General features: G+C 64.8%; 14 protein-coding genes. 4 read left to right on the top strand and 10 right to left on the bottom strand.

The genetic code is table 11. From position 1 onward, the window contains the following. The 4 genes from EOA29_RS09540 to EOA29_RS09525 all read left to right on the top strand — a co-directional run. Positions 1–204, top strand: a 204-nt coding sequence (locus EOA29_RS09540; RefSeq protein ID WP_127220819.1) for a TOBE domain-containing protein, incomplete at its 5' end; no start/stop codon positions are given. A gap of 146 nt (positions 205–350) precedes the next feature. Continuing rightward, complete coding sequence (locus EOA29_RS09535; RefSeq protein WP_126092106.1) at positions 351–1,901, top strand: sodium:proton antiporter; 1,551 nt, start codon at positions 351–353, stop codon at positions 1,899–1,901. Between the two features lie 108 nt (positions 1,902–2,009). Continuing rightward, positions 2,010–2,927 (top strand): endonuclease/exonuclease/phosphatase family protein, encoded by a 918-nt coding sequence (locus EOA29_RS09530; RefSeq protein WP_126092107.1) that lies wholly within the window; start codon positions 2,010–2,012, stop codon positions 2,925–2,927. 7 nt (positions 2,928–2,934) lie between these two features. Continuing rightward, the gene (locus EOA29_RS09525) at positions 2,935–3,780 is read left to right on the top strand and encodes an EamA family transporter (protein ID WP_126092108.1); all 846 of its coding nucleotides are present in this window, start codon (positions 2,935–2,937) and stop codon (positions 3,778–3,780) included. Positions 3,781–3,802: 22 nt separating this feature from the next. On the opposite strand, the gene EOA29_RS09520 is transcribed toward EOA29_RS09525, so the two are convergent. The 10 genes from EOA29_RS09520 to EOA29_RS09475 all read right to left on the bottom strand — a co-directional run. Next, positions 3,803–4,117 (bottom strand): Dabb family protein, encoded by a 315-nt coding sequence (locus EOA29_RS09520; protein WP_126092109.1) that lies wholly within the window; start codon positions 4,115–4,117, stop codon positions 3,803–3,805. A 10-nt stretch (positions 4,118–4,127) separates the two neighbouring features. Further along, on the bottom strand, positions 4,128–5,756 hold the full coding sequence (locus EOA29_RS09515; RefSeq protein ID WP_126092110.1) for a choline dehydrogenase: 1,629 nt from the start codon (positions 5,754–5,756) through the stop codon (positions 4,128–4,130). A gap of 12 nt (positions 5,757–5,768) precedes the next feature. Next, positions 5,769–6,530, bottom strand: a complete 762-nt coding sequence (locus tag EOA29_RS09510) for a 3-ketoacyl-ACP reductase (protein WP_126092111.1) — start codon at positions 6,528–6,530, stop codon at positions 5,769–5,771. A 160-nt stretch (positions 6,531–6,690) separates the two neighbouring features. Then, on the bottom strand, positions 6,691–8,202 hold the full coding sequence (locus tag EOA29_RS09505; RefSeq protein ID WP_126092112.1) for a GMC family oxidoreductase: 1,512 nt from the start codon (positions 8,200–8,202) through the stop codon (positions 6,691–6,693). Positions 8,203–8,270: 68 nt separating this feature from the next. Continuing rightward, positions 8,271–9,386, bottom strand: coding sequence for an ABC transporter ATP-binding protein (locus EOA29_RS09500; RefSeq protein ID WP_126092113.1), 1,116 nt, complete (start codon positions 9,384–9,386; stop codon positions 8,271–8,273). A 23-nt stretch (positions 9,387–9,409) separates the two neighbouring features. Beyond that, positions 9,410–10,354, bottom strand: a complete 945-nt coding sequence (locus EOA29_RS09495; protein WP_126092114.1) for a carbohydrate ABC transporter permease — start codon at positions 10,352–10,354, stop codon at positions 9,410–9,412. After that, on the bottom strand, positions 10,351–11,310 hold the full coding sequence (locus EOA29_RS09490; RefSeq protein ID WP_126092115.1) for a sugar ABC transporter permease: 960 nt from the start codon (positions 11,308–11,310) through the stop codon (positions 10,351–10,353). The genes EOA29_RS09495 and EOA29_RS09490 overlap by 4 nt, the downstream gene beginning before the upstream one ends. Positions 11,311–11,441: 131 nt before the next feature. Beyond that, positions 11,442–12,695: an ABC transporter substrate-binding protein gene (locus EOA29_RS09485; protein ID WP_126092116.1), complete on the bottom strand. Its 1,254-nt coding sequence runs from the start codon at positions 12,693–12,695 to the stop codon at positions 11,442–11,444. Positions 12,696–12,754: 59 nt separating this feature from the next. After that, positions 12,755–14,266 (bottom strand): aldehyde dehydrogenase family protein, encoded by a 1,512-nt coding sequence (locus EOA29_RS09480; protein WP_127220818.1) that lies wholly within the window; start codon positions 14,264–14,266, stop codon positions 12,755–12,757. Positions 14,267–14,276: 10 nt separating this feature from the next. Continuing rightward, a partial coding sequence (locus tag EOA29_RS09475) for an enoyl-CoA hydratase/isomerase family protein (protein ID WP_145969648.1) occupies positions 14,277–14,823 on the bottom strand: 547 nt, incomplete at its 5' end.

The following is a 14,823-nucleotide window of genomic DNA, read 5'->3' as shown; positions in this document are numbered from 1 at the left end:
GGACGCCAGCCGGGCCACGACACCAGCCTTTCGGGCGAGATCTCCGAAGTGCATTTCCTCGGCTCGGTCATCCGCGTGCGCGTCGGCATCGGCGGCAACACGGTGTCGCTCGACACCTTCAACAACTCCGCGACGCCGCCGCCCGTCGTCGGCGAGAAGGCGGATATCTCCTTCTCGTCGGGCGACATGCTGGTGCTGCACTAGGCTATACAGCCTGAGCCAACTGGACTGAAGCTCTTCAAGCCGGTGCGATGTCCATAGTGGCCAGGCGATATCGACGCGCTGGACAATCAACAGCATCTTGACTCGAGGGTACTGCCAACTTTCGCGCTTCGCCGTTACGATGAGCCATGGCGCTGTTCGAGCTCACCCTTATCCTGCTTCTCATCGCCGTCGCGCTGACGGCGGTTTCGCGGTGGATGGAGGTTCCCTATCCGTCCCTGCTGGCTTTGGCAGGGGCGGGGCTTGCCTTCCTGCCCGGCGCACCGACCATTGAGATCGATCCGGAACTTGCGCTGGCGCTGTTCATTGCGCCGGTGCTTCTCGATGCCGCCTACGACACCTCGCTGCGCGACCTGAAGCGCTACCGCCTGTCGCTGGCGCTCCTGGCGCTCGGCGCAGTCGTCTTCACCACCGTGGCGGTCGCCGTCGTCGGCTGGAAGATGGCCGGCCTGCCGATCGCGGCGGCAATCGCGCTCGGCGCCATCGTCGCCCCGCCGGACGCGGTGGCGGCGAGCGCCGTGCTCGGGCAGTTCAAGGTGCCGCACCGCATCACCGCCATCCTGCAAGGCGAGAGCCTGCTCAACGACGCCACCGCGCTGTTGATCTACCGGATATCGGTTTCGGCGACGATCGGCGCTGTCATGCTGAAAGACGCAGTCCCGGTCATCCTGCTGTCGACGGTCGGCAGTGTCGCCGCAGGCTATCTGTTCGGCCGCATCTCGCTCATCGCGCTCACGCGGATAGAGGATGCGGCGAGCAGCACGGTGGTGCAGTTCGCCGGCACCTTCGCCGTCTGGATCATCGCCGACAAGATCGGTCTTTCGGCCATCATCACCATCGTCGTCTACGCCATCACCATCGCGCGCACCGCACCGCGCCACATGTCGGCGAGGCGCCGCGTCAGCACCTATTCGGTCTGGGAGTCGGCGGTGTTCGTGCTCAACGTGCTGGCTTTCGTGCTGATGGGCCTGCAGGCACGGTCGATCGTCGGCCGGCTCTCCGGCGAAGGGCAAGGCGATGCATTTCTGTTCGCCGCAACGGTGCTGGCCGTCGTCGTCGCGGCACGCCTCGTCTGGGTGCTGGGTTACGTCGCGGTCATGCGATGGTTCGCCCGCTTCGACAGCGAAGACAAAAGGCGGGATGCGCCGACGTTCCGCGGCGCCGTGCTCGTCGGCTGGTGCGGCATGCGCGGGCTGGTGACGCTGGTGGCGGCCTTCGCCTTGCCGGCAGGCTTTCCTGGTCGCGACCCGATCGTGCTCGCCGCCTTTGCGGTCGTTCTCGGCACGCTGGTGCTGCAAGGGATGAGCTTGAAGCCTCTGCTGCGCCGGCTGAATTTCGAGCGGGATACGACGATAGACCGTGAAGTGGCGCAGGCGCGCGTCGCCATCATGCAGGCCGCGCTCGATGTGCTGAGCCGCAAGACATCCGCCGCGGCGGCCGTCGTGCGCGAGCAATACGAAGCCCAGCGCCTGGTCGCCGAGAATCCTGAGGATGCGCAGGCTGCGACCGAATACGACCGGCTGCGCCTTTATGCCATCAAACGGCAACGCGACACGCTGGAGGAACTGCGCCGCAACGGAACGATCGGCGACGAGGCCTATCACCGCCTCGAGGAAGAAATCGACTGGTCGGAACTGGCGGCGTCGCCGGCCGGCCGGTTTCAACCGCTTACGACCTAGGCTCGGCCCGGCGGTCACTAGCTGGACTATTCCGCGTGGCGCCGCGGTCCATTGCAACGCTGTGCCCAAGGCGCTACTGCCATCGCCATATAGTCAGCCGGTTAATCAATGAAGCTGATCAGCTACAACATCCAGTACGGGTTCGGCAGCGACGGCCGCTACGATCTGGCGCGCGCCGCGCGCATCGTCGACGGCGCCGGCATCATCGCCCTGCAAGAAGTCGAGCGGCACTGGCAGCGCAGCAATGGCGACGACCAGCCGGAAATCCTGTCCAGGCTGCTGCCGGACTATCACTGGGTTTACGGTCCGGCCTTCGACATGGATGCCAGCGAAAAACGCGACGGCCGTATCGTGAACCGCCGGCGGCAGTTCGGCACGATGGTGCTGTCGAAGCTGCCGATCGTCTGGTCGCGGCTGCACGCGCTGCCGCTGCGCCGCGCGCTCAGGCCGCTCAATACCCGCAACGCCGCGCTCGAATGCATGATCCGCACGCCGGCGGGACCGGTGCGGATATTCTCGCTGCATCTTGCCCATATCGCGGTTGAGGAGCGGCTGGAACAGATCGACTACCTGCTTGCCGAGCACTGTCGCGCGCCAGCCGACGGAGGCCCGTGGAGCGGCGCCGACGACGAGCCGCAGCGCAACTGGAGTGACGGCCAGCCGGAGCCGGAAAGCCCGCTGGCGGCGATCTGGCTCGGCGATTTCAATATGGAGCCGGGCAGCGCCGAATACCGGCGCATCGTCGGCAGCACGCCCTACCATCGCGGCGCCGCCTATATCGACGGTTTCGTCGATGCGGCCGCCGTCGCCAGCGAGCGCGTGCCGGACTTCCACACGCACGAAAAGATCATCGACGGCAGCCTGGCGAAGCGTCGCCTCGATCATTGCTTCGTCGGCGGTATGTTGGCTGGGCGCGTGCGTTCGGTCAGCGCCGACATCGGCGAGGTGGCTTCCGACCATTTTCCGCTCAGGGTCGATATCGATCTGGAAACGCCGGGCATCGCCTCGGGCTTTGCGGGCGGGTGAGACGGACGTGACGCTGTTCGTCTTCCTCGCGGTGCTCTCGGCGGCTGCCATGCATGCGATCTGGAACGCGCTGGTCAAGGTGCATCTCGACCGCTTCCTGTCGATCACGCTGATGACGCTCGGCATGGGTGCCGCCGCTCTCGTGGCACTGCCCTTCGTCGAGGTGCCGAAGGCCGAGGTCTGGCCTTTCATTCTCGCCTCGGTCTTCTTCCACATGGGCTACCGGACATTCCTGATCGGCGCCTACAAGGCCGGCGATTTCGCCCAGACCTATCCGCTGGCGCGCGGCACCGCGCCTCTGCTTGCCGCGCTTGGCGGCATCATCGTGGTAGGGGAGGTGCCTGCGCCACTCGCCATACTCGGCATTCTCCTGTTGTCGGCGGGCACGCTGGTGATGTCGTTTCGCGGCGGCGTACATCTGGAGCGGTTCAACCTTCGCGCGGTCAGCTTCGCGCTCGGCACCTCGATCTTCATCGCCAGCTATACGCTTTCCGACGGCAGCGGCGCGCGGTTGGCGGCGACCGCGACGAACTATGCCGCCTGGCTGTTCGTCTGCGATGCGGCGTGGGCGCTGGTGCTGTGCGTCGCCTTTCGCGGGCCGCAATCGCTTCCCGTGCTGGCGCGCGACTGGAAGGCCGGCCTCTTCACCGGCGTGCTCAGCGGCGCCGCTTACTGGATCGTCATGTGGGCGATGACCAAAGCGCCGATCGCCTCGGTCGCGTCATTGCGCGAGACATCGATCCTGTTTGCCATGCTGATCTCGGTCTTCGCACTGGGCGAGAAGATGACGCCTTGGCGCGGGGCCGCCGCGCTCGGCATCGTCGCGGGCGTCGTCGCGCTGCGGTTGGGATGAATCCGCAACGTGCCGTCCCCCTTCAGCCGGGAATTTCCAAATCGAACACCATCAGCCCGTCGGTGCCGCCCTCGAGCGCGGCAACCAGCCGGGCGCCGGCGCGCTGATGCGCTTCGTGCACCAGATAGGCGTCGCGGGCAGCGGCATCGCGGAAGTCGACGGTGAAGCCATGGGTGAAGCCGCGCGCAAAAGGCTCGGGGCTGACATTGGCGCTGAAATGGACCTTGCCCATGCCGTCGATCAATGAGCGCAGCGCCTCCAGATCGGCGTGGATCGCCGCGCGCTCGGAGGAGGAGACATCGTCGCGGAAGCGGACGAAGACGCAGTGCCGGATCATCGTTCTTCCCTCAAGCCGCCTTGTTGCCCTTGAACACGGCCGGCGGCAGCGGCTCGCGGCCGAGGATCAGATCGGCGCCCTTTTCGCCGACCATGATCGTCGGCGCGTTGGTGTTGGAGGAGGGGACGCGCGGCATCACGGAGGCATCGCAGACGCGCAGGCCTTCGATGCCGCGCAGCCTGAGGTCAGGCGTCACTACGCTCATCTCGTCATGGCCCATGCGGCAGGTGCCGACCGGATGGTGGTCGGTCTTGGAGGTGCGGCAGGCATAGTCGAAGAGGTCGGCGTCGCTTTGCAGGGCAGGGCCGGGCAGCACCTCGCGCAGCACATAGGGCTGGAGCGCCTTCTGCCGCATGATCTCTCGCGCCAGCCGCAGGCCCTTGATCGACATGTCGCGATCGTAGGGATCGGACCAATAGTTCGGATCGATCAGCGGATGGTCGGCAGGGTCGGCGCTTTTCAGCCGCACCGTGCCGCGCGAGCGCGGGCGCAGGAAGGCGGAGTTGAGCGTCACGCCCGGGTTGTTCAGCTTCTCGACACCGGCCTCGATGCCGGAGCCGAGGCCGAGATGGAACTGGATATCGGGCGAGGCGGACGTCGGGTCGGCGTACCAGAAGCCGCCGGTCTCGAACAGGCTGGAGGCGACAGGCCCCTTCTTGAGCAGGAGATATTGCAGGCCGGCCCATAGCGTGCGGTGCAGCTTGGCGTAATTGTCATAGGTGTGGTCGCCGGTGCATTCGGCGATCACGAACAGGTCGAGATGGTCCTGCATGTTGGAGCCGACGCCGGGAAGGTCGTGGACAGGTGTCACGCCGACCGATTTCAGATGGTCGGCCGGGCCGATGCCCGATTGCATCAGGAGCTTCGGCGAGCCGATGGATCCCGAGGAGATGATCACCTCGCGCGCGGCGCGCAGGATGGTCTTCTGCCCGCCCGGCTTGTCGACGATCTCGACGCCGACGGCGCGGCCCTTCTCGACGACGACGCGGGTGACGAGCACGTCGGTCCTGACCGTCAAATTTTTCCGCGTACGGATCGGCTTCAGGTAGGCGACGGATGCAGACGAGCGGCGCGCATCCTTCTGGGTGAGCTGGTAGTAGCCGATGCCTTCCTGGCTCGCGCCATTGAAATCCGGATTGAAGGGGATGCCCATCTCCTGCCCGGCGCGGAAATAGGCCTCGCAAATCGGGAGCGGCGAGATCGGGTTGGAGACGCCGAGCGGCCCTTGGTCGCCATGATAGTCGTTGGCGAAGCGCTGGTTGTTTTCGGCGCGCTTGAAATAGGGCAGCACGTCGCGATAGCCCCAGCCGGCGAGGCCTTCTTCCTTCTCCCAGGCGTCATAGTCGCGGGCATTGCCGCGCGTGTAGATCTGGGCGTTGATCGACGAGCCGCCGCCGACGACCTTGGCCTGCGTGTACCAGAAGACGCGGTCCTTCATGTTCTTCTGCGGCACGGTCGACCAGCCCCAGGAAGCGATGCCCTTGGTCATCTTGGCGAAGCCCGCCGGCATGTGGATCAGCGGATGCCAGTCCTTGCCGCCGGCTTCCAGCAAAAGGACGGAATTCCCTGGATCCTCGCTCAGCCGGTTGGCCAGGACGCAGCCGGCCGGACCGGCGCCAACGATGATGTAGTCAGCCATGGTTCCACTCATTCACAGACGAGGCACGGAAAGCGCGCCGTCGACATCGATTACCGATCCGGTCGAAAAGCCGAACTTGCCGGAGGCCAAAGCGGCCACCACCGCGCCGATATCGGCGGCCTCGCCCCAGCGCTTTGCCGGCACCAGACCGCCATCGATGAGCGCGTCGTATTTGGCGGATACGCCTGACGTCATGTCGGTGCGGATGATGCCGGGCCGCACCTCGAACACGCCGATGTTTTCCGCCGCGAGCCGCAGCGCCAGGTTCTTCACCCACATCGAAAGGCCGGCTTTGGAGATGCAGTAATCGGCGCGCTCCGGCGAGGCCATCGTGGCGCTGACCGAGGTGATGGTGATGATCGATCTCGCCGAGCTGGCTGGCGCCGCAAGCATCGCTTTGGCAACGGCCTGGCTGAGGAAAACCGTGCCGCGCAAGTTGATGGCAAGCGCACGGTCGAAGTTCTCCGGCTTCAGGTCCAGAAGGTCGCCGCGCACGACGGCGCCGACGCCGGCATTGTTGACCAGGCAATCGATGCGCCCGAAGGCGTCCATCGCGGCCCCGACGAGAGCGGCATGGCCGGCGAGGTCGGCGATGTCGCAACGGACGTAGGCGAACTTCGCGCCGCGTGCTGCAATGTTCTTGGCAAGTCCGTCAGCCGGCTTCTCGGCAAGGTCGGCGACGAGGATCTCGAAGCCGGCATCGGCCAGCGCCTCGGCGCAGGCAAGCCCGATGCCGCGCGCGCCGCCGGTGACGATAGCCGCCGGGCGGGTCATTTGAACATATCCTTTCCAATGTCGGCGCCGCCCCTCATCCGCCTGCTGGCACCTTCTCCCCGTATAGTGACGGGGAGAAGGGGAATGGCCGCAACGCCGGCGCCTCCCTCTCCCCGTTCTTCACGGGGAGAGGGTAAGGGTGAGGGGCGGCGCCGACGGATCAAAGCTCGCTCCTGCGGATGTGGTCGGCGACGCGCAGCGCCTGGGCGGCGATCGACAGCGCCGGGTTGACCGCGGCCGAAGTCGGCAGGAAGCCGGCGTCGACGACGAACAGATTGCGGTGGTCGTAGGCGCGACAGAACGGATCGAGCGGTGCTGCCGCCGGATCGTTGCCCATGCGCACGGTGCCGCACTGATGCGAGGGCGTGCGCTTGTCGAAGGGCCGCGACAGCACGATCGGATAGCCGCAGGCGCGGAAATTCTCGCGCATCACCTTGGTCAGGCCCTCGAGCGACTGCATGTTGGAACGCCGCCACTGCATGACGATCTCCTTGCCGTCGACCATGATGCGGCTTTCGGGATCGGGCAGGTCCTCGCACATCAGGTACCAGTCGACGGCATGGCCGGCCATGAAATCGAGCGCGAATTTCGGCGCCAGCTTCACATTGGCCTTCAGCATGTTGCCGTCGATCTTGCCGAGCAACTGGACATTGCCCAGCGGCTTGCCGCCCTTGCCGTCCGACAGATAATAGTCGTTGAGCATCAGCGTCTTCTGGTAGACGGCATCGTTGCGGCAGCGCGGATCGATCGCGAGCATCGCGCTCGAATTGTGGTTCATGAAATTGCGGCCGACCTGATCGGAGCTGTTGGCGAGGCCCTTGCCGCCTGCCTTACCGTTGCTGGCGGAAGGCGAGCGCAGCAGGATGACGGCGGAATTAACCGCCCCTGCCGAGAGGATGACGAGCTTCGGCGAGAGTTTCTTCTGCGCACCGCCCTGCGTGTACTGGATGGCGGCGATCGATTTGCCGTCCGGTGAGGCTTCGAGCCAGTCGACATGGGCGCCGGTTTCGAGCTTGATGTTCGCATCACTGAGCGCTGCTGCCAGCGGTCCGGTCTGGGCATCGATCTTGCCCTGGCCGGTGTTCGGGAAAGCATCCCAGCCCGTCTTGCCCTCCTTCAGCCAGGCTTCGATATCGACGCCGAGCGGCAGCGATGCCGGATGCAGGCCAAGGCTCTTCAGTTCGGCGCGGGCGCGCGCGATCGAAGGCTCGTCTGGCACCGGCTCGAAAGCGTAGGGGATCGAGTGGAACGGCTCGGTCGGGTCCTCGCCGAGCGAGCCGCGCACGCGAAAAAGCTGCTCGGCCTTCGAGTACCAGGGTTCGAACTCATCATAGGAAAACGGCCAGGCGGGAGAGACGCCGCCGAAATGCTCCATGGCGGAGAAATCCTCCTCGCGATAGCGGATCAGCACCGCGCCGAAGAATTTCGAATTCCCACCGACGTAATAATAGTTGCCGGGGTTGAAGGCCGGGCCGCCGGCCTCGCGCCACATCTCCTTCGGCCGGTAATGCTCCTCGACGAAGATGGATCGCGTCGAGCGCGCATGCGGCGTCGCAGGGAGATGGTCGCCTCGCTCCAAAATCAGGATCGAGGCGCCGCTGCCGGCCAAGCCGGAGGCGATCGTGGCGCCGCCGATGCCGGAGCCGATGATGACGATATCCGGATTTGCCATAGCCTAAGGGTCTTTGTTTCGATGCATGTCGTTGCCCCAAAACCGGAGCCACTTTTCGGCGACATGCATCAGAGGATGCGCTTCTCGGTCGCCGGATCGAAGAACACCGCCTTGCTGAGGTTGAAGGCCAGCGGCGTGCTGGTGCCGGGCTGGATCCTGGCATCGGCGCGCAGCCGCGCCACCACCCCCTTGCCGCCGAGATTGGTGACGGCGAACGTATCCGATCCCGCCGGCTCGACCACCTCGATGTGGCAGTCGGCGGTGGCGATCTCGGATCCGTTGCGCTCGGCGCCTTCGGGATCGGTCAGCGCTTCCGGGCGGACGCCGAAGATGACCGGCTTATCCTTGAACGCTGCAAGGCCGGCCGGCGCTCCGGGCAGCGACAGCGTGATCGGCTGGCGCGCCTCGCGGTCGAGCACAACGGCGAGCCCGCTGCCATTGGCGCCGATCTTGGCGGGGATCAGGTTCATCGCCGGCGAGCCCATGAAGTCGGCGACGAACACGTTGGTGGGGTTGTTGTAGACTTCGGCCGGCGTGCCGAACTGCTGCACCTCGCCGTCGCGCATCACGGCGATCTTGGTCGCCAGCGTCATCGCCTCGATCTGGTCGTGCGTGACATAGACGATCGTCGTGCCTGTGCTCTGATGCAGGCGTTTGATTTCGACGCGCATGTCGACGCGCAGTTTAGCGTCGAGGTTGGAGAGCGGCTCGTCGAACAGGAAGAGTTTCGGATCGCGCACCAGCGCGCGGCCCATGGCGACGCGCTGGCGCTGGCCACCGGAAAGCTGGCTGGGCTTGCGGTTGAGCAGGTGACCGATCTGCAGGATCTTCGCCACCTTGTCGATGGCAGCCTGCCGCTCCGCCGCCGGCACGCCGCGCATCTCCATGCCGAAGGCGATGTTTCCGGCGACCGTCATGTTCGGATAGAGCGCGTAGCTCTGGAAGACCATGGCGATGTCGCGCTTCGAGGGATGCAGATCGTTGATCGCCCGGCCTTCGACGCGGATCTCACCCTCGGTGATGTTCTCCAGCCCGGCGATGGTATTGAGCAGCGTGGACTTGCCGCAGCCGGACGGACCGACCAGCACGAGGAAGCCGCCCTTTTCGAGCTCGACATTGATGCCCTTCAGGATCTCGACATTCCCGAAGCGCTTCTTCAGCCCATCAATTTCCAGAAAAGCCATGGTCGTTCCTTCAGAAAATAGGGTCAGCCCTTGACCGCGCCAGCCATCAGCCCGCGCACGAAATAGCGGCCGGCGACGACGTAGACGAGAAGGGTGGGGAGCGCGGCGATCATCGCAGCCGCCATGTTGACGTTGTATTCAACGACGCCGGTCGAGGTGTTGACGACATTGTTCAGCGCCACCGTCATCGGCATCACGTCGCCGGTGCCGGCATAGGCAGAAGCGAACAGGAAGTCGTTCCAGATGTTGGTGAACTGGTAGATGACGGTGACGACGAAGATCGGCATCGAGTTCGGGAGCATGATGCGGCGGAAAATCTGGAAGAAGGACGCGCCGTCGACCTGCGCCGCCTTGATCAGTTCGGTCGGGAAGGCCTCGTAGTAGTTGCGGAAGAACAGCGTGGTGAAGCCCAGGCCGTAGACCACGTGGACGAAAACGAGGTTGACCGTCGAATTGCCGAGGCCGAAGTTGAAGCCGGTCGCGTTCCGCAGGCTGGCGCCGAAGCGGCCGATGCTGCCGAGGATTGTCGCCATCGGCAAGAGCACCGACTGGAACGGGATGAAGCAGGCGAACAGCATCATCGCGAAGACCAGCGTATGGCCGCGGAAACGCCATTTGGTCAGGACATAGCCGTTGAGCGCGCCGAGCAACGTCGAGATCAGCACCGCCGGCACCACCATCTTGATGGAGTTCCAGAAATAGCCCTTGATCCCCGCACAAGTCAGACCGACGCAGGCCTCGCCCCAGGCCTTGAACCATGGCTCGATGGTGGGCGATTGTGGCAGCGCCAGCATGTTGCCGTTCTGGATCTCGTCCATGGTCTTGAACGAGGTGACCAGCATGACGAAGAGCGGCATCAGATAGAACAGAGCAAACAGCGCCAGCAGTCCGTAAATGACGATGCGGTTGATCGTCCTGGCGCTGACGCCGCTCGAGGCCTGGCGGGCAGGTGAGGCAACAGTGCTCATCGCGGCTTCTCCCTGAGCTCGGAATAGAGGTAAGGCACGATGATCGCGGTCAGCGTCATCAGCATGATCACCGCGCTCGCCGAGCCGACCGCCATCTCGTTGCGCTTGAAGGTGAACTCATACATGAAGTTGGACGGCAGCCAGGCCGAGCCGCCGGGACCACCGCTGGTCAGCGCCACGACCAGGTCATACGACTTGATGGCGAGATGGGCGAGCACGATGAAGGCCGAGAGAAACACGGGCCTGAGCAGCGGAATGACGATGCGGCGGTAGAGCTGGAAGGTGGAGGCGCCGTCGATCTGCGCCGCCTTCATGATCTCGCCGTCGATGCCGCGCAGGCCGGCCAGGAACATCGCCATGATGAAGCCGGAAGCCTGCCAGACGCCGGCGATGACCACCGTGTAGATGACGAAATCCTTGTTCTTGATCCAGTCGAAATGGAAGCTCGTCCAGCCCCATTGATGCAGCGTCTGCTCGAGGCCGAGGCCGGGGTCGAGGAACCACTTCCAGGCAACGCCGGTGACGATGAACGAGAGCGCCATCGGGTAGAGGTAGATCGGCCTCAACATGCCTTCGCCACGGATCTTCTGGTCGAGCAGGATGGCCAGGAACAGGCCGAGCGCCAGGCAGATCAGGATGTAGAGGAAGCCGAAAATGCCCATGTTGGTGATCGAGGTGTACCAGCTCGACGGCGGGTCGCTCTCGAAGGTCCAGCGCCACAGCCGCTGATAGGCGCGGGCGCCTGTGATGTCATAGGACGGGAAGGTCTTGGAGTTGGTGAACGACAGATAGATCGTCCACAGGATGAAGCCATAGACGAAGACGATCGTCGCCGCGAAGCTCGGCGCCAGAACGATCTTCGGCAGCAGATCCTGCAACCGCGAGCGCACCGTGGTGCTCGGACGGCCGTTATGCTCCGGCGTCAGCGATATGGTGGTTTCGGCAACTGTGCTCATCGGCTCATCCAGTACCGGTTAGCGGGAATCGGCTTGGCGCGCGGGCACGCCAGGCAACAGTCCCGGATATCGTCTCGACAGGAGACCTCCCCCGCCAACGCGGGGGAGACTCGAGTTTACGGCAAAACGGCTTACTTGGCGTCGTCGATTGCCTTGACCAGCTCGGTCACGGCCTCGTCCGAGGTCTTGATCTGACCGTGGACGAACTTCGAGATGACGTCCTTGTAGGCGTTGGCAACCGCCGGAGGCGCGCCATAGCCCTGGGCCAGCGAGCCGAACAGCGTGCCGCCGTCGTTGGCTTTCTTCAGGTCGGCGATGCCCTTCTTGCCGCAAGCGTCGAAGTCGGTGTCAGGCACGTCGGTGCGGGCCGGGACCGAACCCTTCACGACGTTGAAGGCCGACTGGAAGCTCTTCGACAGAGTGGCGGTGGCCAAAGCCACCTGGGCGGCCTTACGGTCGTCCGGGACATTGAACATGCCAAACATATCGGAGTTGTAGATCACGGTGCCGTCAGTGCCCGGGAAGCGGTAGCACAGGAAATCGGTGCCCGGGGTCTTGTTGGCGGCATGGAACTCGCCCTTGGCCCAGTCGCCCATGACCTGAACCAGCGCATCACCCTTGATGACCATGGCGGTGGCAAGGTTCCAGTCGCGGCCCGAGAAGTTCGGGTCGACATATTTGATGAGCTTGGCGAGGTTGTCGAACGACTTCTTCATCGTGTCAGACTTGAGCGACTCGTCATCGAGGTCGTTCATCGCTTTCTTGTAGAACTCCGGTCCGCCGGTCGACATCACAACGGAGTCGAACATGGTGGCTTCCTGCCAGTTCTGGCCGCCGAGCGCGAGCGGGATGACGCCGGCCGCCTTCGCCTTGTCGAGCAGCGCGATGAAGTCGTCGAAGGTCTTCGGCTCGGTGCCGCCGATCTTGTCCATCACCGCCTTGTTGATCCACAGCCAGTTGACGGAGTGGACGTTGACCGGAGCCGCGACCCACTTGCCGTCATAGACGGAGAACTTCTGCAGGGCGGCCGGAACCGACTTGTCCCAGCCTTCCTTCTTGGCGGTCTCGGTCAAGTCGCCCATCACGCCGGCGGCGGCGTAGTCGAGCACGGTGTAACCCAGCATCTGCGAGGCGGTCGGATAGTTGCCTGCCGCAACCATCGCCTTCAACGCGGTCATGGCGGCGTCGCCGCCGCCGCCGGCTACCGGTACGTCCTTCCAGGCATAGCCTTCCTTGGCCAGATCCTGCTTCAGCACGTTCAGAGCGGCCGCTTCACCGCCCGACGTCCACCAATGCAGCATCTGCACTTCCTTGACGTCCGCGGCATGCGCCGAGAACGCAAAGCTCGTCGCGAGAGCCGTTCCGATAAGCAGTTTGCGCAACATTACACTTCCTCCCTTGTTGCATTCATATGACCGGCGGATGGCCGCCGGGGTCTCCCAACTCAGCCGACCCACCACCCGGTGCGCTGGCCGCGATGAAACTGAATGGTCTTTTCCTCGGTATAGTCCTCAACGGCGCGTTTGCCGAGTTCGCGTCCGAGACCGGACTGCTTGTAGCCGCCGAAGGGCAGTTCGGGATAACCTTCCATGAACGTGTTCACCCAAACCGTCCCCGAACGCACTCCGCGCGCCACCGACATGCATGTGTCGATGCTGGCGCTCCACACACCCGCAGACAAACCATAGGGCGTGTTGTTGGCGATGTGCAATGCCTTTTCAATCGTTTCAAAAGTGAGCACGGACAGCACCGGCCCGAACACTTCCTCGCGGGCGATGGCCATATCCTCGGTGACGTTGCGGACGATGGTCGGGTCGAGATACTGGCCGGCATTGGAGGCGAGCTGTCCGCCGCCGCTGTAGACGCTGCCGCCATCGGTTTTCGCCGCCGTCACATAGCCGGCTACTTTTGTCATGTGGTCGGCAGAGATCATGGCGCCGACCTTGGTGCGGTCGTCGAGCGGGTCGCCAACTCTGACCTTTTCCGCCAGCGCCTTCACCGCGCCGAGGAAGTCGTCGGCGATCGCTTCATGCACGATCAGCCGGCTGCCGGCATTGCAGCATTCGCCGGCGTTGAAGAAGCCGCCGAACACCGCCGCGTCCGCCGCCGCTTCGAGGTCGGCATCGGGGAAGACGATCTGGCCGTTCTTGCCGCCAAGCTCCATCGAAACCTTCTTCAAGGAATTCGAGGCGGCGGCCATGGTCATCTTGCCGACGCGAGTCGAGCCGGTGAAGGACACCATCTCGACCAGCGGATGGCCGACCATCGGCGCGCCGACATCGGCGCCGAAGCCGGCGAGGATGTTGACGACGCCGGCCGGCAGGCCGGCCTCGAGCAGGATGTCGCCGAGCACGAAGGTCGAGGCCGACGTCATTTCGCTCGGCTTCACCACTGCCGTGCAGCCGGCAGCGAGCGCGAAGGGCAGTTTCTGGCTGACGATCAGGAACGGGAAATTCCACGGCGTGATGATCGAAACGACGCCGATCGGCTCGCGCAGCACCACGCCCAGCATGGTGTCCCCGAGATTGGCGTAGCTCTCGCCGTGGAGCGTGCGGGCAAGCGAGGCGGCATAGCGCCAGATGTCGACGGCGCCGCCGATCTCGCCGCGCGCCTGGGCGATCGGCTTGCCGGATTCCAGCGCGTCGAGCCGGGCGATCTCTTCCAGCCGGGTCTCGATCAGGTCGGCCGCCTTGAGCAGCACGGCGGCGCGCTCGGAGGCCTTCATGCGCGGCCATGGGCCGTTCTCGAAGGCCCTGTGCGCTGCCTGCACTGCGGCTTCCACTTCCGCGGCGCCGGCCTGAGTGTAGCGCGACACGGCGAAGCCGTGGCCGGGGCTGTTGCGCTCGATGGCGCGGCCATCGCGGGCGTCGACGTGCTTGCCGTCGATCAAAAGCTTGTAGTTTTTCGGCGCTTGGGACGCTTCGGCCGGCATGGAAATCTTGAGCGGTGCGTTCATCGTATTTTCTCTAGGATCTCGAAAAGGCCGGCTTCTGCTTGGCCTTGAAGGCGCCGACGCCGGCCTTGAGGTCGCCGGTGAGCGCAATGAAGCCGCTGGCCAGCGCTTCGGCCGCCGCGGCATTCTCCTCGCCCTCGGCAATGCCGATCATCAGCTTGGCGGCTTCGGTCGCCAGCGGACCGCGTTCGGCGATCTTTTCAGCCCAGGCCCTGGCTTCCTCGAAGGCCTTGCCGGTTTCGACGACGCGGTCGACAACGCCGAGCGCGAGCGCCTCGCCCGCCAGCAGAACTTCGCCCCCTACAGCCATGCGCCGCACCGTCTGCGCGCCGAAGCGGCGCACGGCGCGCTGCGTGCCGGACCAGCCGGGCACGACGCCGATCGAGGTTTCGGGGAAGCCGAGCTTGATCTGGGTTTCGGCGACGCGGAAATCGCAGGCGGCGGCCAGTTCGAGCCCACCGCCGAGCGCATGGCCGGACAGTACGGCGACGGTCGGCTGGCGGAGACGCGCCAGCCGGTCGAAGACGCGATGGCCATAGCGGACCCATTGCACCTGGAAG

This window comes from Mesorhizobium sp. M1E.F.Ca.ET.063.01.1.1, from assembly GCF_003998155.1.
In the GTDB taxonomy this organism is placed as follows: Bacteria; Pseudomonadota; Alphaproteobacteria; order Rhizobiales; family Rhizobiaceae; genus Mesorhizobium.
This window is presented reverse-complemented; position numbering and strand designations above follow the sequence as displayed.